This window comes from Aeromonas dhakensis (assembly GCF_000820305.1).
GTDB classification, from domain to species: Bacteria; Pseudomonadota; Gammaproteobacteria; order Enterobacterales; family Aeromonadaceae; genus Aeromonas; species Aeromonas dhakensis.
In genome coordinates, this window is the sequence record NZ_CDBH01000022.1 from 1 (window position 1) to 24711 (window position 24711).

The window sequence follows — 24711 nt, forward strand, 5'->3', positions numbered from 1 at the left end:
CAGGCGGTGGAGCAGGCGCTGACTGTGCTGGAGCAGAGCGATCGGCTGGTGCAACTGCGCAGCGACTGGCTCGGCAAGGGGGAGGCGCTGCGGGTGCTGGCCGCCGCCAACGAGGCCCTGATGGGGAGTCTCAACCGTCAGGTCGGCACCCTGGTCAGTCAGGCCCGCGACTCCCTGGGGCAGAGCCAGCAGGCATTGAGCCAGCGGCTCAAGCTGCTGGAGCAGGCCCTGATGGTGATCGGCCTGCTCACCCTGGTGCTGCTCATCCTGCTGATGTGGCGGGTGGTCTATGGCCGCATCGTCTGGCCGTTGCAGCGAGCGGTCGCCGGGATGAGTCGGCTGGCGAAGGGTGACCTGGCGCCGCTGATGCCGGTCGGGGAAGCGGGACGCGACGAGCTGGCGGAGCTGGGGCGGGCGCTGCAGGTGTTTCGCGACAACGCCATCGAGCTTGGCCGCTACCAGCGGGAGCTGGAGTCGCGGGTCGAGGAGCGCACGGAGCAGCTCAGCCACGCCAATGTGCGCCTCAACGAGGAGGTGGAGAAGCAACGGCTGGCTCGCGCCGAGGCGGAGCAGGCCAACCGGGCCAAGTCGGTGTTCCTCGCCACCATGAGCCACGAAATCCGCACCCCCATGAACGGCATCCTCGGTGGCCTCACCCTGCTGGAGGACACCCACCTCAGCGAGACCCAGCAGCGCTACCTGGCCGCCATCGAGCAGAGCGGCGAATCCCTGCTGGAGATCCTCAACGACATTCTCGACTACTCCAAGATCGAGGCTGGCCATGTGGAGGCGCGTCGCGAGCCCTTCTCCCTGTGCCCGCTGGCCGAGGAGCTGATCGCCCTGTTCGGGCCGAGGGCCGATGCGAAAGGGGTGACGCTGGCGCTGGAATATGCCCCCTCGCTCCCCCCAGTGGTGGAGGGGGACGTGGGCAAGCTGCGCCAGGTGCTGGCAAACCTCTTGGGCAATGCGGTCAAGTTTACCGGCGAGGGGCGCATCACCTTGGTGGTGGCGCCGCTGGCCTGTGCGGGTCCCTGCGCCGAGCCCTGCATCCGCTTCGTGGTGAAAGACACCGGCCCCGGCATTCCGACCGGGGAGCAGGAGGCTGTGTTCGAGGCCTTCCGCCAGCGCAAGCGGGACATGGGCCATCAGGGGGGCACGGGGCTGGGGCTCGCCATCAGCCGCCGGCTTGTGGCCGCCATGGGGGGAGAGCTTATGCTCTCCAGCGAGCCGGGGCTGGGGTGTGAATTCAGCTTCAGCCTGCCGCTGCAACGCTCGGCGGCCCAGCTGCCGGCCAGCGCCCAGCCGGTGCGCCTCGGCCAGCCGCGGGAGATCCTGCTGGTGGAGGACAACGAGATCAACCGGCTGGTGGCCGAGGGCATGCTGGTGCGCCTCGGCCACAGAGTCACCTTGGCCGAGGATGGGCGCAGCGCGCTGGCGCGGGTGACCGAGCGCCCCTTCGAGCTGGCTCTGCTCGACATCAACCTGCCGGACATGGATGGCATGACGCTGCGCGAGGATCTGGTGGCCATCAGCGAGGAGGAGCATGGCTGCGGCCTGCCCGCCATCGCTGTCTCGGCCCAGATGTACCCGGAGGATGTGCGCGCCTGTCTGGCGGCGGGGTTTGCCGATTTCGTCGGCAAGCCGGTGCGGCTGGGGGCGCTGGCCGCGGCCATCGACCGTCTGTCAGCGGGGGAGGAGGCGCCTCCCCTGGTGGCGGACAAGCCGCTCGCTGTCGTCGAGACAGCCAACCGGGTGCTGGAGGCGGATCTGGCCCTGCTCGGCAGTCAGCGCATCCGCCAGCTCATCGCCCTGTTTGGTCAGCAGGGGGCGCCCCTGGTGGCCGAGCTGGCGCACAGCGAAGGGGAAGCGCAGCGCGCGCTGGCGCACAGGCTCAAGGGCAGCGCCCTGGCGCTCGGGCTGGATGATTTCGCGGCGCAGTGCGCCGCCGTGGAGCTGGGGCAGCTGGATGGGGGGGCGCTGGCTGTGCCGTTTGAGCAGGCGCTGGCCGGTTTGCGGGTGTGGCAGGCGAAGCATCTGCCGGATTAGCGGCAAGGAGGCGTGGTTCACGTCCGCGCAGGAAGGTCATTGCTCTTCGCGGTAGAGCGGCTGCCTGCACTGGGCGCAGAGGTGCTGGCGGCGGAAGTCGGCCTGGTGCACCAGGCCCACATCCAGCTGCTGATGATGGCCGCAGTGAATGCAGAAAAGGATGTCGCCGTCGATGGCGTCCGGGTGGGCCGCCAGATACTGCTCGCGGGTGGGCAGCTGGTCCCATTGGGTGGTGAAAGGGCTCTTGCGACTGCCGGTGTAGTAGATCCAGTAGAACAGCGCGAATACCGAAATAATCAGAAACAGCATCAAGTTATCCAGCATGGCTTACTCCCGTGAGTCTGCGGTGTGACAAGACAAGAGGGTGACGCGAGCAGCAGTTGACCGGATGCGGTGAGGGGCCCTTCCGTTGCCGGCCTGCGCGCCGGGCAACTGCTGTGCCTGTTAAAGATGTTATCTGTTAGTAAATGCTATATCCATGATCTGGCTCTGGTTTTGGCCGGCTGATGAGCCATGCTCCGGCACTTGGCCGAGTGTATCGGCGGCAGATGAAGAGTGCGCCGGCCGGGCGGGCGTGGGCTCGCCGGCGGGTCGCAGCCCGCCTGGTCGGTGTGAAATTTGCGACGCATTTTACATTTTTTAAACAAATTTTTGGGTGGTTGGACTGTCTCTTTGATCCAGCTCACGTTACAATGCGCCTGCCCACTTCACCTATCGCGCAAACGATTTTCAGGAGAGAAACGGATGTTGAAACGTGACATGACCATTGCCGGCTATGATCCCCAGCTGTGGCAGGCCATCACAGACGAGACCCGTCGTCAGGAAGAGCATATCGAGCTGATTGCGTCCGAGAACTACACCAGCCCCCGCGTCATGGAAGCCCAGGGCTCCCAGCTGACCAACAAGTACGCCGAAGGTTACCCCTCCAAGCGCTACTACGGTGGTTGCGAGTATGTGGATGTGGTTGAAACCCTGGCTATCGAGCGCGCCAAAGAGCTGTTCGGTGCCACCTACGCCAACGTGCAGCCGCACTCCGGCTCCCAGGCCAACAGCGCCGTCTACATGGCCCTGCTGCAACCGGGCGACACCGTGCTGGGTATGAACCTGGCTCACGGCGGTCACCTGACTCACGGCTCCCCGGTCAACTTCTCCGGCAAGCTGTACAACATCATCCCCTACGGCATCGACGAGTCCGGCAAGATCGACTACGACGAGATGGAACGTCTGGCCGTTGAGCACAAGCCGAAGATGATGATCGGCGGCTTCTCCGCTTACTCTGGCGTTGTCGACTGGGCTCGCATGCGCGAAATCGCCGACAAGATCGGTGCTTACCTGTTCGTCGACATGGCCCACGTGGCTGGCCTCATCGCCGCCGGCGTCTACCCGAACCCGGTGCCCCACGCTCACGTGGTCACCTCCACCACTCACAAGACCCTGGCCGGTCCGCGCGGTGGTCTGATCCTCTCCGCCGCTGACGACGAGGAGCTCTACAAGAAGCTCAACTCCGCCGTCTTCCCGGGTGGTCAGGGTGGTCCGCTGATGCACGTCATCGCCGGCAAGGCCGTTGCCTTCAAAGAGGCGCTGGAGCCCGAGTTCAAGACCTATCAGGCCCAGGTCGTCAAAAACGCCAAGGCGATGGCTGCCACCTTTATCGAGCGCGGCTACAAGATCGTCTCCGGCGGCACCGACAACCACCTGATGCTGGTTGACCTGATCGGCCGCGAGCTGACCGGTAAGGATGCTGATGCTGCGCTGGGCAAAGCCAACATCACCGTCAACAAGAACTCGGTGCCGAACGATCCGCGTTCCCCGTTCGTCACCTCCGGTGTGCGTATTGGTACCCCGGCCATCACCCGCCGCGGCTTCAAGGAAGCCGAGTCCATCCAGCTGACCCACTGGATCTGCGACGTGCTGGACAACCACGACAACGACGAAGTGCTGGCCACCGTGCGCGAGAAGGTGCTGGATATCTGCCGCCGTTTCCCGGTTTACGCATAATCGACCCGCTTTCAGGTTGAACCGCAATGCCACCCTCGGGTGGCATTGTTTTTTGTGGCGTCTGGCAACATGAGAGGGGCTATGAGTCAGCACAGCAAAGAGCAGTTGCAGGGCACAGGGAGCGGGGGCAACGCTGAGAGGGACTTGGCGTCGGCAGCGCTCAGGCAGGCGATCCGTGCCCAGTACCATTTTCGCGCCAGCGAACAGGGGCTGCTGGCCTGGGACGTGCGCCGGCTGGTGTGGTTGAGCCGCGATCTGCCGGTGCAGGCGGTGGCACTCGGTGAGATTGCCGAGCTCGACCAGCTGCACTGGTACGGCCATGGCGCCGCCAGCCCCACGGTGCGCAGCGTGGTGGAGCACTGCCAGCTCATGATGGCGGCCGATCTCGCCTATCCCATCCTGCTGGACAGCGCAGGTCGGGTGATGGACGGCATGCACCGGGTGGGCAAGGCATTGATGCTGGGCCACAGCCACATCGAGGCGCGCCGCTTTGCCGTGGATCCGGCGCCCGACTATCAGGATTGTGACCCCGATACCCTGCCTTATGATGACTGAGCCCGGTCGAATGGATGACTGGGATGGGCGCCTAAAACAGCTCTGATGTTCAAGAAACGGATGGCAGGAGATAGCTCAATGAAGAGAGTGCTGGAGATCCGAAACTACCGGCTCAAGGCCGGTAGTCGGGCAGAGTTTCATAGGTTGGTTGCAGAGCAGAGTTTGCCGCTGCACCGCGAGTGGGGAATGGATGTGGTGAACCATGGCCCTTCCTTGCACCATCCGGACGTCTATTTTTTGATGCGGGCTTACGATGATCTTGACGATCTGAACCGTTCACAGGCGGCATTCTATGCCACGGATGCATGGAGAAAAGGTCCGAGAGAAGCCATCGTCGAGCTGATAGAGAGCGACACCAATACTGTGCTCTGGCTGCCTGATGTCGCCATTGATGCACTTCGTGGTTGCTGATGGCATCTGTCACTTCCCTTGTTTTCACGGGCTTTTACCGGTTCCGGATGGCCGTGCTACACTGGCCGGCCTAGAGCCGGCCCCGGTGGTCGGCGCCCTTTTCCGTCAACGCCGGAGGTCCGATGCATTGCCCTTTCTGTAGTGCGGTAGATACCAAGGTGATCGATTCCCGTCTGGTGGCCGAAGGCCATCAGGTACGCCGCCGTCGCGAATGCCTGCTCTGCCACGAGCGCTTCACGACCTTCGAGATGGCCGAGCTGGTCATGCCCCGCGTCATCAAGTCCAACGGCTCGCGCGAGCCTTTCAACGAAGACAAGCTGCGTGCCGGCATCCTGCGGGCACTGGAGAAGCGGCCGGTGAGCATGGAGGCCATCGAGAAGGCGGTCAACCACATCAAGTCCCGCCTGCGGGCCACCGGCGAGCGCGAAGTGGCCTCCGAGCTGGTGGGCAACCTGGTGATGGACGAGCTCAAGGGGCTCGACAAGGTGGCCTATATCCGCTTTGCCTCCGTCTATCGCAGCTTTGAAGACATTCGTGAGTTTGGTGAAGAGATCGCCAAGCTGGAGAAGTAAGTCTTTCTTCCAAACCAGGTTGCCGCGTTCGATTACGCTGCGCTAATCGAACCTACGATATTGCGTAAGCCTGGATGTGCTGTCAGAGGAGCCCAGATGTTTAGTCAAGACGATTACCAATGGATGAGCCGGGCCCTCGAACTGGCCCGCCGCGGCCGCTACACCACGGCGCCCAACCCCTGTGTCGGTGCCGTGCTGGTGAAAGGCGGCGTGGTGGTGGGAGAGGGCTGGCACCAACGGGCCGGTCAGCCCCATGCCGAGGTCTATGCCCTGCACGCGGCCGGTGAAGAGGCCCGCGGCGCCACCGCCTACGTGACCCTGGAGCCCTGCTCCCATCACGGTCGCACCCCGCCCTGCGCCGAGGCGCTGATCAAGGCCGGTGTGAGCCGGGTGGTGGCCGCCATGGTGGACCCCAACCCTCAGGTGGGGGGGCGCGGCCTGCGCATGCTCTCCGAGGCGGGCATCAAGACCGATTTCGGTCTGCTGGCTGCTGAGGCCGAGGCGCTCAACCCGGGCTTTTTCAAGCGGATGCGTACCGCCTTCCCGCAGGTGACGGTCAAGCTCGGCGCCAGCCTGGATGGCCGCACCGCCATGGCGAGCGGCGAGAGCCAGTGGATCACCTCCCCGGAGGCGCGCCGCGACGTGCAGCGACTGCGGGCTCGCCACGATGCGGTGCTCTCCAGCGCCGAAACCGTGCTGGCGGACAACGCCTCCCTCACCGTGCGCTGGGACGAGCTGCCCCCCTCGGTCAAGGCCGTCTATCCCAAAGAGACCCTGCGCCAGCCGCTGCGGGTCATCGTCGACTCGCAAAACCGGCTGACCCCGGATCTGCCGCTGTTCCAGAGCGAGAGCCCGGTGCTGCTGGCCCGCCACAAGGCGGACGGCGACTGGCCAGCCTGGGTACAGCAGCTGGAGGTGCCGCTGCTGGATGGCAAGCTGGATCTGGTCAGCCTGTTCATGCTGCTGGCCAAGCAAAACGTCAACTCGGTACTGGTGGAGGCGGGGCCCCGCCTGTGCGGCGCCTTGCTGGACAAGGGGTTGGTGGACGATCTGGTGCTCTATCAGGCGCCCAAACTGATGGGGGATGAGGGGCGCGGCCTGTTCCATCTGCCCGGGCTCACCCGGCTGTTCCAGGCACCCAAGCTCAACATCAAGGATGTGCGCATGGTTGGCCAGGATATTCGTATTACCGCCAAAATAGCCTGATTTATCAATGTTAAAGGGGGCATTGTCGCCCCCGTCATCAGCAAGGTGATCTGCATGTTTACCGGAATTATCGAAGCGGTGGGAACCCTGGCCGAGCTGCGTCGCCAGGGCGAAGACATGGCCCTCACCGTGCACGCGCCCACCCTGGATTTTGGCGACGTCAAGCTGGGCGACTCCATCGCCACCAATGGTGTCTGTCTTACCGTGATCGCCCTGGGCGACAAGCGCTACACCGCCGACGTGTCGCTGGAAACCCTCTCCCGCACCGGTTTTTCTGCCGCCAAGGTGGGCGATCGGGTCAACCTTGAGAAGGCGCTGATGCCCACCTCCCGCCTCGGCGGTCACCTGGTCTCCGGCCACGTGGACGGGGTGGGGGAGGTCAAGAGCGTCTCCAGCAGTGGCCGTGCCATCGAGTACTGGATCAAGGCGCCGACGGAGCTCTCCCGCTACATCGCCGAGAAGGGCTCCATCGCGGTGGACGGCATCAGCCTTACCGTCAACGCCGTGCAGGGGGATCTGTTCCGGCTGACCATCGTGCCCCATACCGCCCAGGAGACCACCATAGCCGGCTGGAAGCCGGGCAGGAGCGTCAATCTCGAGGTGGATCAGATAGCCCGCTATCTGGAGCGGCTGATGACGGGTCAGCGCCAGGAGAGCAGTGCCTCCACCCTGACCCTGGAAAAGCTGGCCCGCTCCGGTTTCCTGTGACGGAACCTCGGCGGGAAAAACGCTTTTCTGTGATCCCGCTCCGATTGAAATGGGGCCCCGCGTGCCCCATCTAGAGCACAATAGGCAGTATCACATCGAGCCGACTGGCTCAATCCCCGAAGCATGTTGATGGAGTAGCCCATGGCGCTGAGCACGACCCAGGAAATCATTGCCGATATCAAGGCTGGCAAGATGGTGATCCTGATGGATGACGAAGACAGGGAGAACGAAGGGGACCTCATCATGGCCGCCTCCTGTGTCCGCCCGGAAGATATCAACTTCATGGCCCGTTACGGCCGGGGGCTCATCTGTCTGACCCTGACCCGGGATCGCTGCAAGCAGCTGGCGCTGCCGCTGATGGTCGACCGCAACAACGCCCAGTTCTCCACTGCCTTCACCGTGACCATCGAAGCGGCCGAAGGGGTGACCACCGGCATCTCCGCCGCCGATCGCGCCGTCACCGTACAGGCGGCGGTGGCGCCCGATGCCAAGGCTTCTGATCTGGTGCAGCCCGGCCACATTTTCCCGCTGATGGCCCAGGATGGTGGCGTGCTGACTCGCGCCGGCCACACCGAGGCAGGTTGTGACCTGGCCCGGCTGGCCGGTTACGAGGCCGCTTCCGTCATCGTCGAGATCTTGAACGAAGACGGCACCATGGCGCGCCGCCCTGACCTCGAGATTTTCGCCGAGCAGCACGGCATCAAGCTTGGCACCATTGCGGATCTCATCGAATACCGCAACCAGCACGAGACCACAGTCGAGAAGGTGGCCGAGTGCAAGTTGCCCACCGAATATGGCGAGTTTGACCTCATCACCTTCCGTGACACCATCGACAACCAGGTGCACTTCGCCCTCAAGAAAGGCGAGGTGAGTGCCGACCAGCCGACCCTGGTACGAGTCCATCTGCACGACGTGCTGAGCGATCTGCTGCAGACCGACCGCCACGCCGCCCGCAGCTGGCCGCTGCCCAAATCCATGGCCCGCATCGCCGACGAGGGCGGGGTGCTGGTGATCCTGGGGGCGGAAGCCCACGGCGCCGAGCTGCTGGCCCGGGTCAAGGGCTTTGAGGCCGCCGACAAGGGGTTGGCGCCGGAAGGGGCCAAGTGGCAGGGCACCTCGCGCCGGGTCGGCGTCGGCTCCCAGATCCTCAAGGCGCTGGGGGTGGGCAAGATGCGCCTGCTGAGCTCGCCGAAGAAGTACCATGCTCTCGGCGGCTTCGGCCTGGAAGTGGTGGAGTACGTCGGCGAGTAAGCGCCGCATACGGCTGAAATCATCCTCATGGCCGCCCGTTGCGGCCATGGTTTTTTGTCGTGGGTCTGTTGTGCTAGAATGTGCGCACTTTTGACTCCGGCCCTTTTGCTTTCACAGATACAGGATTTCCAATGAAGGTTATCGAAGGAAATATCGCCGCTCCTGAAGCGCGCGTTGCGATTGTCGTTGCTCGTTTCAACAGTTTCATCAACGACAGCCTGGTGAGTGGTGCACTGGACGTACTGAAGCGTCAAGGCCAGGTACAGGACAGCAACCTGACCCTGGTGAAAGTGCCGGGCGCGGTTGAAATGCCGCTGGTCATCAAGAAACTGGCCAAGAGCGGCAACTATGACGCCATCGTGGCAGTCGGCACCGTCATCCGTGGCGGCACCTACCACTTCGATCTGGTCGCCAACGAGAACAGCAAGGGCATGGCCCAGGTAATGATGGAATATGAAATTCCGGTTGCCTTCGGCGTACTGACCACTGAAAACATTGAACAAGCCATCGAGCGTGCAGGTACCAAGGCGGGTAACAAGGGTGCAGAGGCTGCACTGGCAGCGCTCGAAATGATCAACGTCCTGAAAGAACTGGACGTGTAACGAGGAGAAATGCATTGAAACCGTCTGAGCGCCGCAAGGCCCGCCATTGCGCCACCCAGGCCATCTACCAGTGGCAGATGACCAAGGCCAACGTGGGCGACATCGAAGAGCAGTTCAAGATCGATCAGGACACCAAGGGTGTGGATCTGAACTACTTCCGCGATCTGCTGTTCGGGGTAGCCCTCCACTGCAACGAGCTGGACAAGGTCTTCGCACCTTTCCTCTCCCGTCCGCTGGAAGAAGTGGACATGGTGGACAAGGCGATCCTGCGTCTGGCGACCTATGAGCTGACCCGTCGTGATGATGTGCCGCCGCGCGTGGTGATCAACGAAGCGATCGAGCTGGCCAAAGCCTTTGCTGCCGATGACAGCCACAAGTTTGTCAACGGTGTACTGGACAAGGTGATCAAGTCGCTGGACAAGCGCTGATCCCTGCGTTCATCAGCATTCCATGCTGATCGATGCTCTGTCGCGAGCCGTCGTCAGCAAGGTGAAGCGCAGCGCCTGGCCGACGTGTATGGAAATACATGAAGAGCCCGGCAGCGACCAGCCTTGAACACGGTCTCGCAGCAAGAGCCGCAACAGCATCTATCTAATAGAGGAGCCAGCTTAATCGCTGGCTTTTTACTGTATGGGTGAATTTGAGCTGATTGATAAGTACTTCAAGGTCCCCCACGCCCGCAAGGACGTGGTGATGGGCCCTGGGGACGACTGCGCCCTGCTGACCCTGCCCCCCGACACCCAGCTGGCGGTGAGCACGGATACCTTGGTGAGCGGCGTACACTTCTTTCCCGACATGGATCCGGTAGACCTCGGCTACAAGGCGCTGGCGGTCAATCTCTCCGATCTGGCCGCCATGGGCGCCGAGCCGCGCTGGGTGTCGCTGGCGCTGACCCTGCCCACCGTCAACGAAGCCTGGGTGGCCGGTTTTGCGGAAGGCTTCCTCGAGCTTGCCGAATACTACAATGTGGCGCTGGTGGGCGGGGACATGACCCGCGGCCCGCTTTCCATCACGGTATCGGTCAAGGGCTCGGTGCCGGCCGGCCGTGCCCTGCTGCGCAGCGGCGCCAAGGCCGGCGACGGTGTCTATGTGACCGGCACTCTGGGGGATGCCGCGCTGGCGCTCTCCCACCAGCTGGCCAAGCGCACCCTCAATGAGAACCAGCTGGCGGCCGTGTTGCCGCGCCTCGACCACCCCCATCCCCGCATTCTGGCCGGCCAGGCCCTGCGTGGGCTGGCCGGCAGCGCGCTGGATCTCTCCGACGGGTTGGCCTCGGATCTTGGCCATATCCTCAAGGCCTCCAGTGTGCGGGCCCAGATCGATCTCGATCTGCTGCCGCTCTCGCCGGTGCTGCAGGATGCGGTGAGCGAACAGGATGCCTGGCAGCTGGCACTGGCCGGCGGCGATGACTATGAGCTCTGCTTCACCGTGCCGGAGGAGCATCGCGGCGCGCTGGACACGGCGCTGGCCAACTGTGGCGTCAAGTTCACCCGCATCGGCCGGATCCTGGCCGGTGAGCCCGGCATCGACTATCTGCACGGTGAGCAGCCGGTCGAGCTGACGTTGAAAGGGTGGGATCACTTCGCATGAGCTGGTTCATGATAAAGCCCGAGCTGAAGCGGTTGAACCTCAGGAACCCGCTTCACTTCCTGGCGGTGGGGTTTGGCTCCGGCCTCTCGCCCAAGGCGCCCGGCACCATGGGGACGCTGGCCGCCATCCCGCTCTACCTGCTGGTGAGCGGCTTGCCGACAGCCTGGTTTATTGCCCTGCTGGTGGTCGGGTTCCTGATCGGCATCCGCATCTGCCAGAGCGCCACCGATGCTATCGGCATGCCGGATCACGGCGCCATCGTCTGGGACGAGGTAATCGGCTTTGGCGTCACCATGATAGCGGCGCCGGCCGGTTGGGAGTGGATACTGGCCGGCTTCGTGCTGTTTCGCCTGTTCGACGTGCTCAAGCCCTGGCCTATCTCCTGGTTTGACCGCCGTATCCACGGTGGCTTCGGCATCATGCTCGACGATCTCATCGCCGCCCTGTTCGCCCTGTTTTGTATGCAATTGCTGGCATACTGGCTGGGGTGACGGGGATTACGAGGGGGAATGCAGCGCTGGCATCCCCCTATTTATCTCTGTTTAGTTTTCATTCATCGGCATATGCTGCCGTTAAAAAATCATTTCACATAAATATTCACTACTCATTCGAGGCTTGAGACTATTGTGTCAATAGTGAATATTCCCGCCTGTTACACCCTTGTTGAAAGTAAAAGCACTAGATCTTCATTTATGTGGTCATAAAGTCTGGATATGTGATTGTAGTCATCATTTATGACTGCTGAGCTGGCTGCTAACTGAGCAAAGTATTGCGAAATTGTATAACCCGATCATTTACACTCGCCGTCAAACCGTCTAAGTTACTCGCGGGTTATTCCAAAAAAATGCAAAAAACCCGCCCGGATCGCTGGTTTCGTTGTCTCATGGATTGAGCGTTTAGTCGTCATATCAAACACTCACGATCACGCCAAGGCACGACCGGCATCTGCGGCCGATTTACGGACGAATTATTTGGGACGGATGTCCCCCGCAGAGGTAACCATGTCCTTGCTCGAAGTGAAAAACTTGCGGATCGAGTATCCCTCCCGCTACGGGGTACTGGCCGCAGTGAAGGATCTCTCTTTCTCCATCGAAAAAGGGGAGATAGTCGGTGTCGTGGGTGAATCCGGCGCCGGCAAGTCCACCATCGGCAACGCCGTCATCGATCTCCTGAGCCCGCCGGGTCGCATCGCCCGTGGCGATATCTACCTCAATGGCGAGCTCATCTCCGGCAAGAGCCAGAACGAGATGCGGGCCATTCGCGGCTCGCGCATCGGTTTCATCTTTCAGGACCCCATGACCTCCCTCAACCCGCTGTTCACCGTCGAACATCAGCTGGTTGAAACCATCCTCGCCAACACCGACCTGTCCCGTGAGGCGGCCTTTGCCAAGGCGCTCGAGCTGATGAAGGCGGTCGGGATCCCGAGCCCGGAGCTGCGCATCAAGCAGTATCCGCACCAGTTCTCCGGCGGCATGCGCCAGCGGGTGGTGATTGCCATCGCCCTCTCCGGCGATCCCGAGCTCATCATCGCCGACGAGCCGACCACGGCGCTGGACGTCTCCATCCAGGATCAGATCCTCCAGCTCATCCGCACCCTCTGCAAGGAGCGGCAGGTGGGCTGCATGCTGGTGACTCACGACATGGGCGTGGTCTCCAACGTCACCGACAAGGTGGCGGTCATGTATCGCGGCGATCTGGTGGAGTTCGGCACCACGGAACAGGTGCTGGGTCGCCCCAACCATCCTTACACCCGCAGCCTCATCTCCGCGGTGCCCCGCTCGGATGTGAAGCTGGTGCGCTTCCCGCTGGTCTCCTATATCGAGGATGCCGGTGCGGCGGATACCAGCATCGATCTCAAGACCCACTGGCTCGGCCAGAGCCAGGACGAACGCGCCTATGAAGGGGCGTTGCTGCGGGTGGAGAACGTGGATCTCAAGTTCGTCACCAAGGACTCCTTCTTCCCGAGCCGTCGCCAGTATGTACGGGCCTGCAACAACATCAGCTTCGAGATCTTCGAAGGTGAGACCTTCGGCCTGGTGGGGGAGTCTGGCTCCGGCAAATCCACCATCGCCCGCGCCATCACCGGCCTCTATCCGCCCGATACCGGCAAGATCTTCTTCGAGGGGATCGACTTGACCGCCCTCAAGGGCGAGCATGAGCGTCGCCCATTGCGTCGCCAGATGCAGATGGTGTTCCAGAACCCTTATTCGTCGATGAACCCGCGCATGAAGGTGCGCGACATCATTGCCGAGCCGATCCGCTTCCACAAGCTGGCGAGCAGCGAGAGCCAGATCGCCGGCATAGTGGGGGATCTGCTGGATCACGTTGGCCTCGGCCGCGGCGCCGGGGTCAAGTACCCCCACGAGTTTTCCGGTGGCCAGCGTCAGCGCATCTCCATCGCCCGGGCCCTGGCGACCCGGCCCCGTTTCCTCATCTGCGACGAGCCCACCTCGGCGCTGGATGTGTCGGTCCAGGCCCAGATCCTGAACCTGCTCAAGGATCTGCAGCAGGAGCTTGGCCTCACCATGCTGTTCATCAGCCACGATCTGCCGGTCATCCGCCAGATGTGCGATCGCATCGGGGTGATGCAGCACGGTCACCTGGTGGAGGTGGCCGAGACCGAGAAACTGTTTACCAATGCCGAGCATGAGTACAGCCGCAAGCTGATCTCCCTCATGCCGGAGTTCAAGGGAATGTCCCGCGAGGGGCTGGAAATCGCAAGCTAGGAAAGCACCGGCTCGCCGGTATCTATGTCAATAAAAAAGCCAAAAGCATGGAGAAAACAATGAAAAAAGGATTGTCCAAGATTGCACTGGCGCTGTTTGCCGCTGGTTTCGCCTTTAACGTCTCCGCTGTCGACATCAAGGTCGGTGTCGCCTCTGACGCCACCTCGCTGGACCCGCAGGAGCAGCTCTCCGGTCAGACCCTGGAGATGTCCCACCTGGTGTTCGATCCGCTGATGCGTTACACCCAGGACCTGCAGTTCGAGCCGCGCCTGGCCGAGAAGTATGAGCGTATCGACGACAAGACCGTCCGCTTCTTCCTGCGCAAGGGCGTCAAGTTCCACTCCGGCAACGACTTCACCGCCGACGACGTGGTGTGGACCGTCAACCGTCTGAAGTCCTCCGTCGACTTCAAGGCTATCTTCGACCCCATCGCCGAAGTGAAGAAGGTCGATGAGTACACAGTGGATCTCGTCACCGCCAAGCCGTTCCCGCTGGTGCTACAGACCGTGACCTACATCTTCCCGATGGACTCCAAGTTCTATACCGGCAAAACAGAGGCGGGCAAGGACAAGGGCGAGATCGTCAAGAACGGCGACTCCTACGCCTCCACCCACGTCTCCGGTACCGGCCCGTTCAGCGTCAAGTTCCGCGAGCAGGGCGTGAAGCTGGAGTACGTGCGCAACGCCAACTACTGGGACAAGGCCTCCAAGGGCAACGTTGACAACCTGACCGTGGTCCCCATCAAGGAAGACGCCACCCGCGTGGCGGCCCTGCTGGGTGGCGACGTGGACATGATCTACCCGGTTGCACCGAACGATCTGGAGCGCGTGAAGAACGGCAAGGACACCCAGCTGGTGACCCTGTCCGGTACCCGCGCCATCATCATCGAGCTGAACCAGAACACCAACCCGGCGCTGAAAGACAAGCGCGTGCGTCAGGCGATCAACTACGCCATCAACCAGGTGGGTATCGTCGAGAAGATCAACAAGGGCTTTGGCACCCCCGCCGGCCAGCTGAGCCCGAAAGGCTATGCCGGTCACAACGAGGCGCTCAAGCCCCAGTATGACCTGGCCAAGGCCAAGGAGCTGATGAAGGAAGCCGGCTACGAGAAGGGCTTCAAGATGAGCTTTATCTCCCCGGCTGCCCGCTACGTCAACGACGTCAAGATTGCCCAGGCCGTCTCCGCCATGTTGGCCAAGATCAACATCAAGGTTGATCTGAAGACCATGCCGGTGGCCCAGTACTGGCCGGAGTTTGACAAGTGCGCCGCGGACATGCAGCTGATCGGCTGGCACTCCGACACCGAAGATACCGCGAACTTCTTCGAGTTCCTGACCTTCACCAAGGATGCCAAGACCGGCATGGGCCAGTACAACTGTGCCGGCTATGCCAACGCCGAGGCTGACAAGCTGGTCGAGCAGGCCAATGCCGAGACCGACCCAGCCAAGCGCGCCGAGATGCTGAAGAAGGTCGAAGCCATGCTGATCGACGACGCCGCCTACGTGCCGCTGCACTGGGAAGATCTGGCCTACGGCGCCAAGAAGAACGCCGACATCAAGCCGGTGGTCAACGTAATGAACTTCCCTTACCTGGGTGACCTGGTGGTCGGCAAGTAAGCGCAAGTCGCAAGGAAGGACGGGGCGGGGTGGTCAGCCGGCCACCCCGCCTGCTAACAGAAGCCTGTGCCATGACACAGGCCACGTAGAAGGACAAGCATGTTTACATTCCTGCTGAAACGGTTCTATCAGGCCGTGATAGTGATGTTCGTCATCAGCCTGGTCGCCTTCTCCATCCAGGACAACCTGGGGGATCCGCTGCGCGAGCTGGTGGGACAATCCGTCTCCGAAGCCCAGCGCCACGAATTGCGCGAGAAGATGGGCCTCAACGATCCTTTCCTCGTCAAATACAGCCGCTTCTTGAAGAACGCGGTACACGGGGATCTGGGTACTTCCTACTTCTTCAAGCGACCCGCTCTCGAGGTTATCCTCGACAAGCTGGTGGCTACTCTTGAGCTGGTGTTTGGCGCTGCGCTGATCATCGTGGTGGTCTCCATTCCGCTTGGGGTCTACTCGGCGATCCGCCCGCACAGCATACCGACCAAGATCATCATGGCGGGGAGCAGCATCGGCATCTCGATCCCGGTGTTCCTGACCGCCATCATGCTGATGTACCTCTTCTCCATCCAGCTAGGCTGGCTGCCGGCCTATGGCCGCGGCGAGACCTACAACCTGCTGGGCTGGGAGTCGGGCTTCTTCACCTGGGACGGTATCAAGCATTTGATTCTGCCCTGCGTGTCGCTCTCCTCCATCATGCTGCCGCTGTTCATCCGGCTGGTGCGCTCCGAGATGCTGGAGCAGCTCTCCTCCGAGTACGTCAAGTTTGCCCGCGCCAAGGGGCTGGACAACAACAAGGTCTATTACCAGCACGCCCTGAAGAACACCATGCTGCCGGTCATTACCGTTGGCGGCGTGCAGATCGGTACCATGGTGGCCTACACCATCCTGACCGAGAGCGTGTTCCAGTGGCCGGGGACCGGCTTTTTGTTCCTCGAGGCGATCCACCGGGTCGATACGCCCCTCATCACCGCCTACGTCATCTTCGTCGGGCTCATTTTCGTGGTGACCAATACCCTGGTCGACCTGCTCTACGGGTTGATCAATCCGACCGTCAACCTGACCGCCAAGGGGTAACAGATGACTAACGCTGTGACTGCGAGCCCAAGCCGTTGGGCCCGATTCAAAAATTCCGACATCGTCTACTACTTCCTGCGGGACAAGGTAGCCATGTTCAGCTTTGCGGTGTTCGTGGTGTTCGTGCTGGCCGCCATGCTGGCGCCCTGGCTCGCCCCGTACAACGTCTATGACCAGACCAGCTTCGATCTGATGGATGCCGAACTGCCGCCCTCCTGGCTGGCAGGGGGCGAGGAGCGCTTCTGGCTCGGTACCGACAACCAGGGTCGCGACATCTGGAGCACCATCCTCTATGGCGCCCGCATCTCGCTCACCATAGGTCTGTTTGCGGTGGGGCTGCAGCTGGTGCTCGGCATCGTCATTGGCCTGCTGGCCGGCTACTTCGGTGGCCGCATCGACAGCCTGCTGATGCGCTTTGCCGACGTTCAGCTGTCGTTTTCCACCATGATGGTGGCGATCATCATCTCCGCCATCTTCCAGGCTACTTTTGGTTCCGAGTTCTACTCGAAGTTCGCCATCCTGATGCTGGTGGTGATCATCGGCATCGCCGAGTGGCCGCAGTACGCCCGTACCGTGCGCGCCTCGGTACTGGCGGAGAAGAAAAAGGAGTATGTGGAAGCGGCCAAGGTGATGGGCTTTCGTGCCCCGCGCATCATGTTCCGCCACATTCTGCCCAACTGCCTGTCGCCGATCCTGGTCATCTCCACGGTGCAGGTGGCCAACGCCATCATGAGCGAGGCGGCGCTCTCCTTCCTGGGGTTGGGGATGCCGGTGGATCAGCCGTCGCTGGGCTCGCTCATCAGCGTGGGCTTCAACTACATCTTCTCCGGCTCCTGGTGGATCACCGCCTTCCCGGGCATCTGCCTGGTGGTGCTGGTGCTGGTCATCAACCTGTTGGGTGACTGGCTGCGGGATGTGTTCAATCCCAAGCTCTACAAGGGCTGATGGTCACAGATAAACAATCAAGACAGACAAACGAAAAGGGCGCCATAACGGCGCCCTTTTGCTCTGTGTGCTGAGGGTCAAGCCTGCAGCCACTGCTCGATGCTGCGCTGGATGCCGGCGCCATCGAGCCCCAGCAGAGCGTAGATCTCCTCCTGGGTACCCTGCTCCACGAAGCGATCCGGCAGGCCGAGGTTGAGCACCGGCTTGCACTGTTTGCTGCGCATCAGCAGCTCGTTCACCGCAGAACCCGCGCCGCCCATGATGGCGTTGTCCTCAAGGGTGACGAATTGATCGTGGGTCGCGGCCAGGGAGAGCACCAGCGCCTCGTCCATCGGTTTGACGAAACGCATGTCCACCAGGGTGGCATCGAGCGCCTCGGCTGCCGCTTTGGCCTGTTGCAGCAGGGTGCCGAACGCCAGGATGGCGGTGCCCTTGCCCTGACGGACAATGCGGCCCTTGCCGAGCGCCAGCGCCTGCATCTCGCTCTCCACCTGGATGCCGGTGCCGCTGCCGCGGGGGTACCGTACCGCCGCCGGCCCGTTGCACTGGTAGCCGGTGTAGAGCATCTGACGGCATTCGTTCTCGTCGGACGGGGTCATGATCACCATGTTGGGCACGGTGCGCAGGAAGCTGATGTCGAACGCCCCCTGATGAGTCGGGCCGTCGGCCCCTACCAGACCGGCCCGGTCGATGGCGAACAGCACCGGCAGCTCTTGCAGCGCCACGTCGTGGATCAGCTGGTCGTAGGCGCGCTGCAGGAAGCTCGAGTAGATGGCGACTACCGGCTTCTGGTCGGCGATGGCGAGACCGGCGGCGAAGGTGACTGCGTGCTGCTCGGCGATGGCCACGTCGAAGTAGCGATCCGGATACTGCTGGCTGAACTTCACCAGGCCGGAGCCTTCGCGCATGGCCGGGGTGATGCCGACCAGCCGCTCATCCTTGGCTGCCATGTCGCACAGCCACTGGCCGAAGATGGCGGAGAAGCTCGGCTTGCCGCCGCTCGCCTTGGGCAGGGTGCACTCGTCCGGATTGAACTTGGGCACGCCGTGATAACCGATGGGGTCCTTCTCGGCAGGCTCGTAGCCCTTGCCCTTCTTGGTCTTGACGTGCAGCAGCTGCGGCCCCTTGAGATTGCGCATGTTGCGCAGGGTCTCGACCAGAGCCTCGATGTCGTGGCCGTCAATGGGACCTATGTAGTTGAAGCCGAACTCCTCGAACAGGGTGCCTGGCACCACCATTCCCTTGAGGTGCTCCTCTGCCCGCTTGGCCAGCTCCTTGACCGGCGGCAGGCCGGCCAGCACCTTCTTGCCACCCTCGCGGATGGTGGTGTAGAGCTTGCCGGACATGATGCGGGCCAGGTGGTTGTTCAGTGCCCCGACATTTTCGGAGATGGACATCTCGTTGTCGTTGAGCACCACCAGCATGTCCTTGTGGACATCGCCGGCGTGATTGAGTGCCTCGAACGCCATGCCGGCGGTGATGGCGCCATCACCGATCACCGCCACCACCTTGCGCCCAAGCCCTTCGCTCTCGGCCGCCACGGCCATGCCGAGCGCCGCACCGATGGAGGTGCTGGAGTGACCGACGGAGAGCACGTCATACTCGCTCTCGCCGCGCCAGGGGAAGGGGTGCAGGCCGTCTTTCTGGCGGATGCTCTGCATCCGATCGCGGCGACCGGTCAGGATCTTGTGGGGATAAGCCTGGTGGCCCACGTCCCACACCAGCCGATCGAACGGGGTGTTGTAGACGTAGTGCAGCGCCACCGTCAGTTCGACGGTGCCGAGCCCGGAGGCAAGATGACCACTGGAGCGACTCACCGAACGCAGCAGATATTCACGCAGTTCGTTGCACAGCACAGGCAGTCGCTCGAAGGGCAGGGATCGCAACTCGACCGGCGTATCCGCGAGGGCCAGGTTGGGGAAATTGCTTATATCAACGCTCATATTGTTACTGTTATCCAGCGTTTAGTGGGTTCGCTCGATGATGTAATCGGCAAACGCTTCCAGAATGTCGGTATTGTAGGGCAAAGATTGCAAGGCTGTTAAGGCTTTACCATGCAGTTCGCGAGCCAGCTCACGGGCATTGTCGAGCCCCAGCAGCGCCGGATAGGTACTCTTTTCCAGCGCCAGATCGGAACCTTGTCGCTTGCCGAGGGTGGCGGTATCGCCTGTGATGTCGAGGATGTCATCCTGCACCTGGAAGGCGAGACCGATGGCGGCGGCATAGGTTTGCAGCGCGCTCAGGATGGTTTCATCCACGTCGGCCTTGCACAGGGCGCCAAGCGCCACGGCGCACTCGATGAGAGCCCCGGTCTTGTGGCGGTGTACCTGTTCCAGCTCGGCCAGGGTGATCTGACGTCCTTCCGCCTGCAGGTCCAGCGCCTGGCCACCGCACATGCCGAGATAACCGGAGGCGCGCGCCAGCCGGCTCAGCATCCGCACCCGGTTGGCCTGCAGCGAATCCGGCATCGGGTGATCAGCCAGAATGGCGAAGGCCAGGGTCTGCAGGGCGTCACCGGCCAAAATGGCGGTGCCTTCATCAAATGCCTTGTGCACCGTCGGTTGGCCGCGACGTAGATCGTCGTCATCCATGGCGGGCAGATCGTCGTGCAGCAGGGAGTAGGCGTGGATGCACTCCACCGCGGCGGCGGGGCCGTCCAGCAGCTCGCGCTTTACTCCCAGCATCTCGCCGACGGCGTAGACCAGAAAGGGGCGTACCCGTTTGCCACCCAGCAGCAGACCATAGCGCATGGCATCGCGCAGGCGGGGGGCCATGGGCGGCAAGGATTCAAGTTGTGCAGAGAGACAGTCGTCAATACGTTGCCGGTGCAGGCGGGAAAAATCGTCCAGCGTCACTCACTCCTCTCCTTGCTCTGGCTGGAAGGGAACTGCGTGCTCGCTGCCATCGGCCTGAGTCAGCAGGAGCTGGATCTTCTGCTCGGCCTGCTCCAGCTTCTGCTGGCCGGCGCGCACCAGGTGAATGCCCTGTTCGAACTGCTTGAGGGCCTCTTCTAGCGGCAGGGAGCCCTGTTCCAGTTGATGAACTATGGTTTCCAGCTCTTCCAGAGTGGCATCAAAACTCAGGCGGTCGATTTTTTTACTGGCCATGTCCATCCTCGGGGATTGAAAAAAACGGCTTATCTTAACATCGACGGCGGGCAGGGGGGAGGCAGAAAAATGCCATCGGCTTAAACTCTCGGAAAAGTGGCCGATAATAAGCCATCTTCCAAAGGGGAAAATGGTAGCGGCCCTTGCCGCTGGTGAGCCAATAGCAGAAAATTCAACAAACTACAGATACAACAAATTTCAGCTGACAGGAGTAGGGATGTGGATCTAGGTAGTCTGATTGGCATAGTGCTGGGATTTGGGGTGGTCATCTATGGCATGCTGCTGGGTGGCCCTGTGGGGATGTACATTGACGTTCCTTCAATCTGCATCACGGTGTTAGGCTCCATCTTTATCGCCATGATGAAGTTCAACATCGGCCAGTTCCTGATGGCGTTCAAGGTGGCCGGCAAGGCATTCATGTACAAGGGAGACAAGCTTGACGATCTGATCGTCAAGGCAGTCGAGCTGGCCGATGCGGCCCGCAAGGGCGGTTTTCTGGCGCTGGAAGCGGCCGAGGTGCCCAACCCCTTCATGAAAAAGGGCATCGACATGCTGGTGGACGGTCACGACGCCGACGTCATCCGTGCCGTGATGGAAAAAGACATAGAGCTCACCGCCGAGCGTCATGTCATCGCCATCAAGGTGTTTCGGTCGTTGGGGGATCTGGGGCCGGCCATGGGGATGATCGGTACCCTGGTCGGGCTGGTGGCCATGCTGGCCAACATGAGCGATCCCAAATCTATCGGCCCGGCCATGGCGGTAGCCTTGCTCACCACTCTGTACGGCGCCATCGAGGCCAACATGCTTGCCATCCCCATCGCCGACAAGCTGGAGCTGCGCAGCGGTGAGGAGAAGCTGAGTCGCTGCCTGGTGCTGGACGCCATCATGGGTATTCAGGATGGCCAGAATCCGCGGGTGATCCAGTCCATGTTGCAGAACTACCTCAACCAGTCGAAACGCAACAATGGCGATGAATAGGGGGCTGTATGTCTGATTGCAAATGTCCGCCCCCCGGGCTGCCCGGTTACATGGGGACTTTCGCCGATCTGATGTCGCTCTTGATGTGCTTCTTCGTGCTGCTGCTCTCGTTTGCCGAGATGGATGTGCAGAAGTTCAAGCAGATTGCCGGCTCCATGGAGAAGGCGTTCGGGGTGCAGAACATCCTCGAGGTGAAGGACATCCCCAAGGGAACCTCCGTCATTGCCCAGGAGTTCAGACCGGGTCGCCCGGAACCAACGCCCATCGATACCATCATGCAGCAGACCATCGACATGACCCAGACCGAGCTGGAATTCCAGCCCGGTGATGCCGACAAGGCTGGTGGTCATGACAAGAGCGAAGACAAGCTGGTGGGGGGCGACACCCAGCAGGAGGCGCAGAAACAGCAGCAGGAGCAGTCCAATGCGCTGGCCAAGGCGCTGGCGGATCAGATGAAGGCGCAGATCCAGGATGGGGCGATCGAGATCGAGGCGCTGGGCCAGCAGATCATCATCCGGATCCGCGAGAAAGCCGCCTTCCCGGCGGGCTCCGCCTTCCTGCAGCCCCAGTTCTGGCCTGTGGTGCGCAAAGTTGCCGCCTTGCTCAAGGATGTACCGGGCGAGATCACCATCTCCGGTCATACCGACAACGTGGCCACCGAGGATGAGCTGTTCCAGTCCAACTGGGAACTCTCCTCCCAGCGGGCGGTGGCGGTGGCTCACCAGATGATCAAGGTGCCCGGTTTTGATGGCAGCCGGCTGGTGGTGCAGGGCATGGCGGATACTCAGCCGCTGGTGCCCAACACGACACCGGAGAACCGGCGCATGAACCGGCGGGTGGAGATCTCCATCATGCAGGGCAAACCGACGGTATCTGCTCCGATAAGCGCCCAGGAGCAGAAATAGTCACAGACAATTGTGATGCCAAAGCGCGATCTGCCTCGCAGGGACCGACATGGATTTTGTGCCGGCTTCATATTAAGATGCCTCATCCGAACCGACAGCTGCGGCTCTCTCTGATAGCCGCAGCTTCTCTTTTCAAGCAACCCAGGTTTCGACTATGAATCATACTCCGATGACTGTTCGCGGCGCTGAAAAGCTGCGTGAAGAGCTCGAATATCTCAAGACCGAGCTTCGTCCGCAGATTATCGAAGCGATTGCAGATGCCCGTGAACATGGTGATCTGAAAGAAAACGCCGAATATCATGCTGCCCGCGAGCAGCAAGGCTTCTGTGAAGGCCGTATCCAGGAAATTGAGAGCAAGCTCTCCAACGCCCAGGTGATCGACGTCACCAAGATGACCAACAATGGTCGCATCATCTTCGGGGCGACCGTGACGCTGCTCAAGAGCGAGACGGAAGAAGAGGTGGTCTACCGCATCGTGGGTGACGACGAGGCGGACATCAAGCAGAACATGATCTCCGTGAATTCGCCCATTGCCCGCGCCCTGATCGGCAAGGAAGTGGACGATGTCGCCATCGTCAAGACGCCGTCCGGCGACGTGGAGTACGAGATCCTGGAAGTCGCCTACCTCTGAGGTGGCGACCAGCCAGCAACAGGGGAGCCCGGCTCCCCTGTTTGTATTCAGCGGGGCTGATAAGCCTGGGTGAAGGCGTCCTGATGGCGCTGAAACATCCATCCGCGCAGTTGTTCAAGATCCTCTCTGGCCATCTGGAAGTGCAGTGCCCAGCCCTGTATGCCGTTGCGACGGTGGATCCGCCTGACCGGCTCTGCGCTGAGGGGCAGAGGAGGGAGACCTTCGATCAGCAGGGTGCCTGCCAGCGTGGTATCCATGGCCAGCTCGGCCGGCAAGCCTTCCACCACCAGCCCGTCCAGCGACAGGCTGTGCACCAGGTAGTCCTCTTCTCCCATCTGGAAGCGGGCCTGTTCATCCAGCCGCCAGGTGCGCGGATGGGGGTAACCCAGCTCCTTGATGACGGGGGCGGCGATGCGTGGTTCGACGAAGCCGTCATCGCCCTGAGTAAAACGCAGTGGGAAACGGAGCTGGTGTCCGGCGAAGCGGGCTTCCAGCACCAGCTGGTCGGCGCGTTGCAACAGACCAAGCAGGGGAGTGGCGAGATAACCGCTCAGGGGTTGTCCGGCGGCCGTCTCCTGATCGTTTCCCAAGTCCCGTAGCATGGCCAGTTCATCTTCGGTGAGAATCTGATGGTGATCCATAGCGGGTTTCCACGAGTATTCATCGCAGGTTAAGGGCCTGGCGACTACTTTGGCAAGCGACTTGGGAAGAGAGAAAATGAGAGGAAAGAGCGATGCTCTTTCCTGTTACTTGCGGGGCAGTTGGATTTTCGGCTCGTTGGCCTGACGGTAGATGGTCAGCACGTGGCCGATGCTCTGTACTTTCACCGCGCCGGTTTCACGGACGATGGCATCCATAACCAGCTGTTTCATCTCACGATCTTCAGACGCAACCTTAACCTTGATCAGCTCGTGGTGGTTGAGCGCCAGATCGATCTCGGCCAGCACACCTTCGGTCAGACCGTGCTGTCCCAGCAGGACGACCGGCTTCAGACTGTGGGCAAGGCCCTTGAGGTACTGTTTCTGTTTATTGTTGAGAATCATGGCAATTTCTTCATAAGTCAGGGTTGAAAGGGGCGTATTCTACCCCCACTTAGCCCTTAATACTAATAACCCTTGTGGTTTTTTAAAGTCGACAATCATGACCCAGAAAAAACATTCCCCCAGTTCAACCCGCTGGTTAAAAGAGCATTTTGACGATCAATACGTCAAGAAAGCCCAGAAGTTGGGGCTGCGTTCCCGTGCCGTGTTCAAGATCGACGAGATCCAGGGCAAGGACAAACTGCTCAAGCCCGGCATGACGGTGGTGGACCTGGGGGCGGCCCCCGGTGGATGGTCCCAGTTTGCCATCGATCAGGTCGGTGACAAGGGGCGGGTGATCGCCTGCGATATTCTGCCGATGGATTCCATCGCCGGTGTCGATTTCCTGCAGGGAGACTTTCGGGAGGAAACTGTACTGGGAGCTCTGCTTGAGCGGGTCGGTCCGGACAAGGTTGACGTCGTCATGTCCGACATGGCACCCAACATGAGCGGTACCCAGCAGGTGGATCAGGCCCGTTCCATGTATCTGGTCGAACTGGCGCTGGACATGTGCAATCAGGTCCTGCGTTCCAACGGCAGTTTCGTGGTCAAGGTATTCCAGGGGGAGGGGTTTGACATCTATCTCAATGAAATCCGTAAGCTTTTCTCTGCTGTCAAGATTCGTAAACCAGACTCGTCTCGTGCCCGTTCACGAGAAGTCTACATTGTGGCTACCGGTTTTAAACTGTAGTACCCTAACCTTCATCGTTA

General features: G+C 61.4%; 26 protein-coding genes. 20 read left to right on the top strand and 6 right to left on the bottom strand.

What is annotated here, in order from left to right; translation table 11 throughout:
* Positions 1–2046, top strand: a 2046-nt coding sequence (locus tag BN1143_RS03165; protein ID WP_042049648.1) for an ATP-binding protein, incomplete at its 5' end; no start/stop codon positions are given.
* A 36-nt stretch (positions 2047–2082) separates the two neighbouring features.
* On the opposite strand, the gene BN1143_RS03170 is transcribed toward BN1143_RS03165, so the two are convergent.
* On the bottom strand, positions 2083–2370 hold the full coding sequence (locus BN1143_RS03170; RefSeq protein WP_017765166.1) for a hypothetical protein: 288 nt from the start codon (positions 2368–2370) through the stop codon (positions 2083–2085).
* A 420-nt stretch (positions 2371–2790) separates the two neighbouring features.
* Between BN1143_RS03170 and glyA the strand changes: the two genes are divergently transcribed.
* From glyA to BN1143_RS03245, 15 genes are all read left to right on the top strand, one after another.
* Complete coding sequence (glyA, locus tag BN1143_RS03175) at positions 2791–4044, top strand: serine hydroxymethyltransferase (RefSeq protein ID WP_042049650.1); 1254 nt, start codon at positions 2791–2793, stop codon at positions 4042–4044.
* Between the two features lie 81 nt (positions 4045–4125).
* Positions 4126–4599: a hypothetical protein gene (locus BN1143_RS03180; protein ID WP_042049652.1), complete on the top strand. Its 474-nt coding sequence runs from the start codon at positions 4126–4128 to the stop codon at positions 4597–4599.
* A 78-nt stretch (positions 4600–4677) separates the two neighbouring features.
* Positions 4678–5010, top strand: coding sequence for an NIPSNAP family protein (locus BN1143_RS03185; protein ID WP_042049653.1), 333 nt, complete (start codon positions 4678–4680; stop codon positions 5008–5010).
* A 122-nt stretch (positions 5011–5132) separates the two neighbouring features.
* Entirely contained in the window at positions 5133–5582 is a 450-nt protein-coding gene (gene nrdR, locus BN1143_RS03190) for a transcriptional regulator NrdR (protein WP_005298086.1), read from the top strand.
* Between the two features lie 96 nt (positions 5583–5678).
* Positions 5679–6788, top strand: a complete 1110-nt coding sequence (gene ribD / locus BN1143_RS03195; protein WP_042049654.1) for a bifunctional diaminohydroxyphosphoribosylaminopyrimidine deaminase/5-amino-6-(5-phosphoribosylamino)uracil reductase RibD — start codon at positions 5679–5681, stop codon at positions 6786–6788.
* Positions 6789–6842: 54 nt separating this feature from the next.
* On the top strand, positions 6843–7496 hold the full coding sequence (locus BN1143_RS03200; protein WP_005298090.1) for a riboflavin synthase: 654 nt from the start codon (positions 6843–6845) through the stop codon (positions 7494–7496).
* 141 nt (positions 7497–7637) lie between these two features.
* Positions 7638–8747 (top strand): bifunctional 3,4-dihydroxy-2-butanone-4-phosphate synthase/GTP cyclohydrolase II, encoded by a 1110-nt coding sequence (gene ribBA, locus BN1143_RS03205; protein ID WP_010633099.1) that lies wholly within the window; start codon positions 7638–7640, stop codon positions 8745–8747.
* 131 nt (positions 8748–8878) lie between these two features.
* The gene (gene ribH, locus BN1143_RS03210; protein ID WP_005298094.1) at positions 8879–9349 is read left to right on the top strand and encodes a 6,7-dimethyl-8-ribityllumazine synthase; all 471 of its coding nucleotides are present in this window, start codon (positions 8879–8881) and stop codon (positions 9347–9349) included.
* Between the two features lie 14 nt (positions 9350–9363).
* Positions 9364–9777, top strand: a complete 414-nt coding sequence (gene nusB / locus BN1143_RS03215; RefSeq protein WP_005298096.1) for a transcription antitermination factor NusB — start codon at positions 9364–9366, stop codon at positions 9775–9777.
* A gap of 202 nt (positions 9778–9979) precedes the next feature.
* Positions 9980–10939 carry a thiamine-phosphate kinase gene (gene thiL / locus BN1143_RS03220; protein WP_042049655.1) on the top strand — a complete coding sequence of 320 codons (960 nt, stop codon included), beginning with the start codon at positions 9980–9982 and terminating at the stop codon, positions 10937–10939.
* The gene (locus BN1143_RS03225; RefSeq protein ID WP_017788415.1) at positions 10936–11430 is read left to right on the top strand and encodes a phosphatidylglycerophosphatase A family protein; all 495 of its coding nucleotides are present in this window, start codon (positions 10936–10938) and stop codon (positions 11428–11430) included. Before thiL ends, BN1143_RS03225 begins: the two co-directional genes overlap by 4 nt.
* Before the next feature lie 510 nt (positions 11431–11940).
* The gene (locus tag BN1143_RS03230; RefSeq protein WP_005298102.1) at positions 11941–13665 is read left to right on the top strand and encodes a dipeptide ABC transporter ATP-binding protein; all 1725 of its coding nucleotides are present in this window, start codon (positions 11941–11943) and stop codon (positions 13663–13665) included.
* Positions 13666–13724: 59 nt separating this feature from the next.
* On the top strand, positions 13725–15281 hold the full coding sequence (locus BN1143_RS03235; protein ID WP_005298104.1) for an ABC transporter substrate-binding protein: 1557 nt from the start codon (positions 13725–13727) through the stop codon (positions 15279–15281).
* A 99-nt stretch (positions 15282–15380) separates the two neighbouring features.
* Positions 15381–16355 carry an ABC transporter permease gene (locus BN1143_RS03240; protein WP_017783736.1) on the top strand — a complete coding sequence of 325 codons (975 nt, stop codon included), beginning with the start codon at positions 15381–15383 and terminating at the stop codon, positions 16353–16355.
* 3 nt (positions 16356–16358) lie between these two features.
* Positions 16359–17300, top strand: a complete 942-nt coding sequence (locus BN1143_RS03245) for an ABC transporter permease (protein WP_005298107.1) — start codon at positions 16359–16361, stop codon at positions 17298–17300.
* A 77-nt stretch (positions 17301–17377) separates the two neighbouring features.
* On the opposite strand, the gene dxs is transcribed toward BN1143_RS03245, so the two are convergent.
* Genes dxs through xseB form a run of 3 tightly spaced genes read right to left on the bottom strand, consistent with a single transcriptional unit; the run spans position 17378 to position 20407 of the window.
* Entirely contained in the window at positions 17378–19243 is a 1866-nt protein-coding gene (dxs, locus tag BN1143_RS03250) for a 1-deoxy-D-xylulose-5-phosphate synthase (RefSeq protein ID WP_042049657.1), read from the bottom strand.
* A gap of 21 nt (positions 19244–19264) precedes the next feature.
* Positions 19265–20155, bottom strand: a complete 891-nt coding sequence (ispA, locus tag BN1143_RS03255) for a (2E,6E)-farnesyl diphosphate synthase (protein ID WP_042049658.1) — start codon at positions 20153–20155, stop codon at positions 19265–19267.
* Positions 20156–20407: an exodeoxyribonuclease VII small subunit gene (xseB, locus tag BN1143_RS03260; RefSeq protein WP_042049659.1), complete on the bottom strand. Its 252-nt coding sequence runs from the start codon at positions 20405–20407 to the stop codon at positions 20156–20158.
* A gap of 219 nt (positions 20408–20626) precedes the next feature.
* Between xseB and pomA the strand changes: the two genes are divergently transcribed.
* The 3 genes from pomA to greA all read left to right on the top strand — a co-directional run bounded on the left by pomA (position 20627) and on the right by greA (position 22921).
* Positions 20627–21385, top strand: coding sequence for a flagellar motor protein PomA (pomA, locus tag BN1143_RS03265; protein WP_005298116.1), 759 nt, complete (start codon positions 20627–20629; stop codon positions 21383–21385).
* An 8-nt stretch (positions 21386–21393) separates the two neighbouring features.
* On the top strand, positions 21394–22290 hold the full coding sequence (locus BN1143_RS03270) for a flagellar motor protein MotB (RefSeq protein ID WP_005298118.1): 897 nt from the start codon (positions 21394–21396) through the stop codon (positions 22288–22290).
* Positions 22291–22444: 154 nt separating this feature from the next.
* The gene (gene greA / locus BN1143_RS03275) at positions 22445–22921 is read left to right on the top strand and encodes a transcription elongation factor GreA (protein ID WP_005298120.1); all 477 of its coding nucleotides are present in this window, start codon (positions 22445–22447) and stop codon (positions 22919–22921) included.
* Between the two features lie 47 nt (positions 22922–22968).
* Here the strand turns inward: greA and BN1143_RS03280 are convergent, their stop codons facing one another.
* On the bottom strand, positions 22969–23562 hold the full coding sequence (locus BN1143_RS03280) for a hypothetical protein (protein ID WP_010633109.1): 594 nt from the start codon (positions 23560–23562) through the stop codon (positions 22969–22971).
* A 105-nt stretch (positions 23563–23667) separates the two neighbouring features.
* The gene (yhbY, locus tag BN1143_RS03285; RefSeq protein ID WP_005298134.1) at positions 23668–23964 is read right to left on the bottom strand and encodes a ribosome assembly RNA-binding protein YhbY; all 297 of its coding nucleotides are present in this window, start codon (positions 23962–23964) and stop codon (positions 23668–23670) included.
* A gap of 97 nt (positions 23965–24061) precedes the next feature.
* Between yhbY and rlmE the strand changes: the two genes are divergently transcribed.
* Positions 24062–24691, top strand: coding sequence for a 23S rRNA (uridine(2552)-2'-O)-methyltransferase RlmE (gene rlmE / locus BN1143_RS03290; RefSeq protein WP_005298136.1), 630 nt, complete (start codon positions 24062–24064; stop codon positions 24689–24691).
* Positions 24692–24711 lie beyond the last annotated feature (20 nt).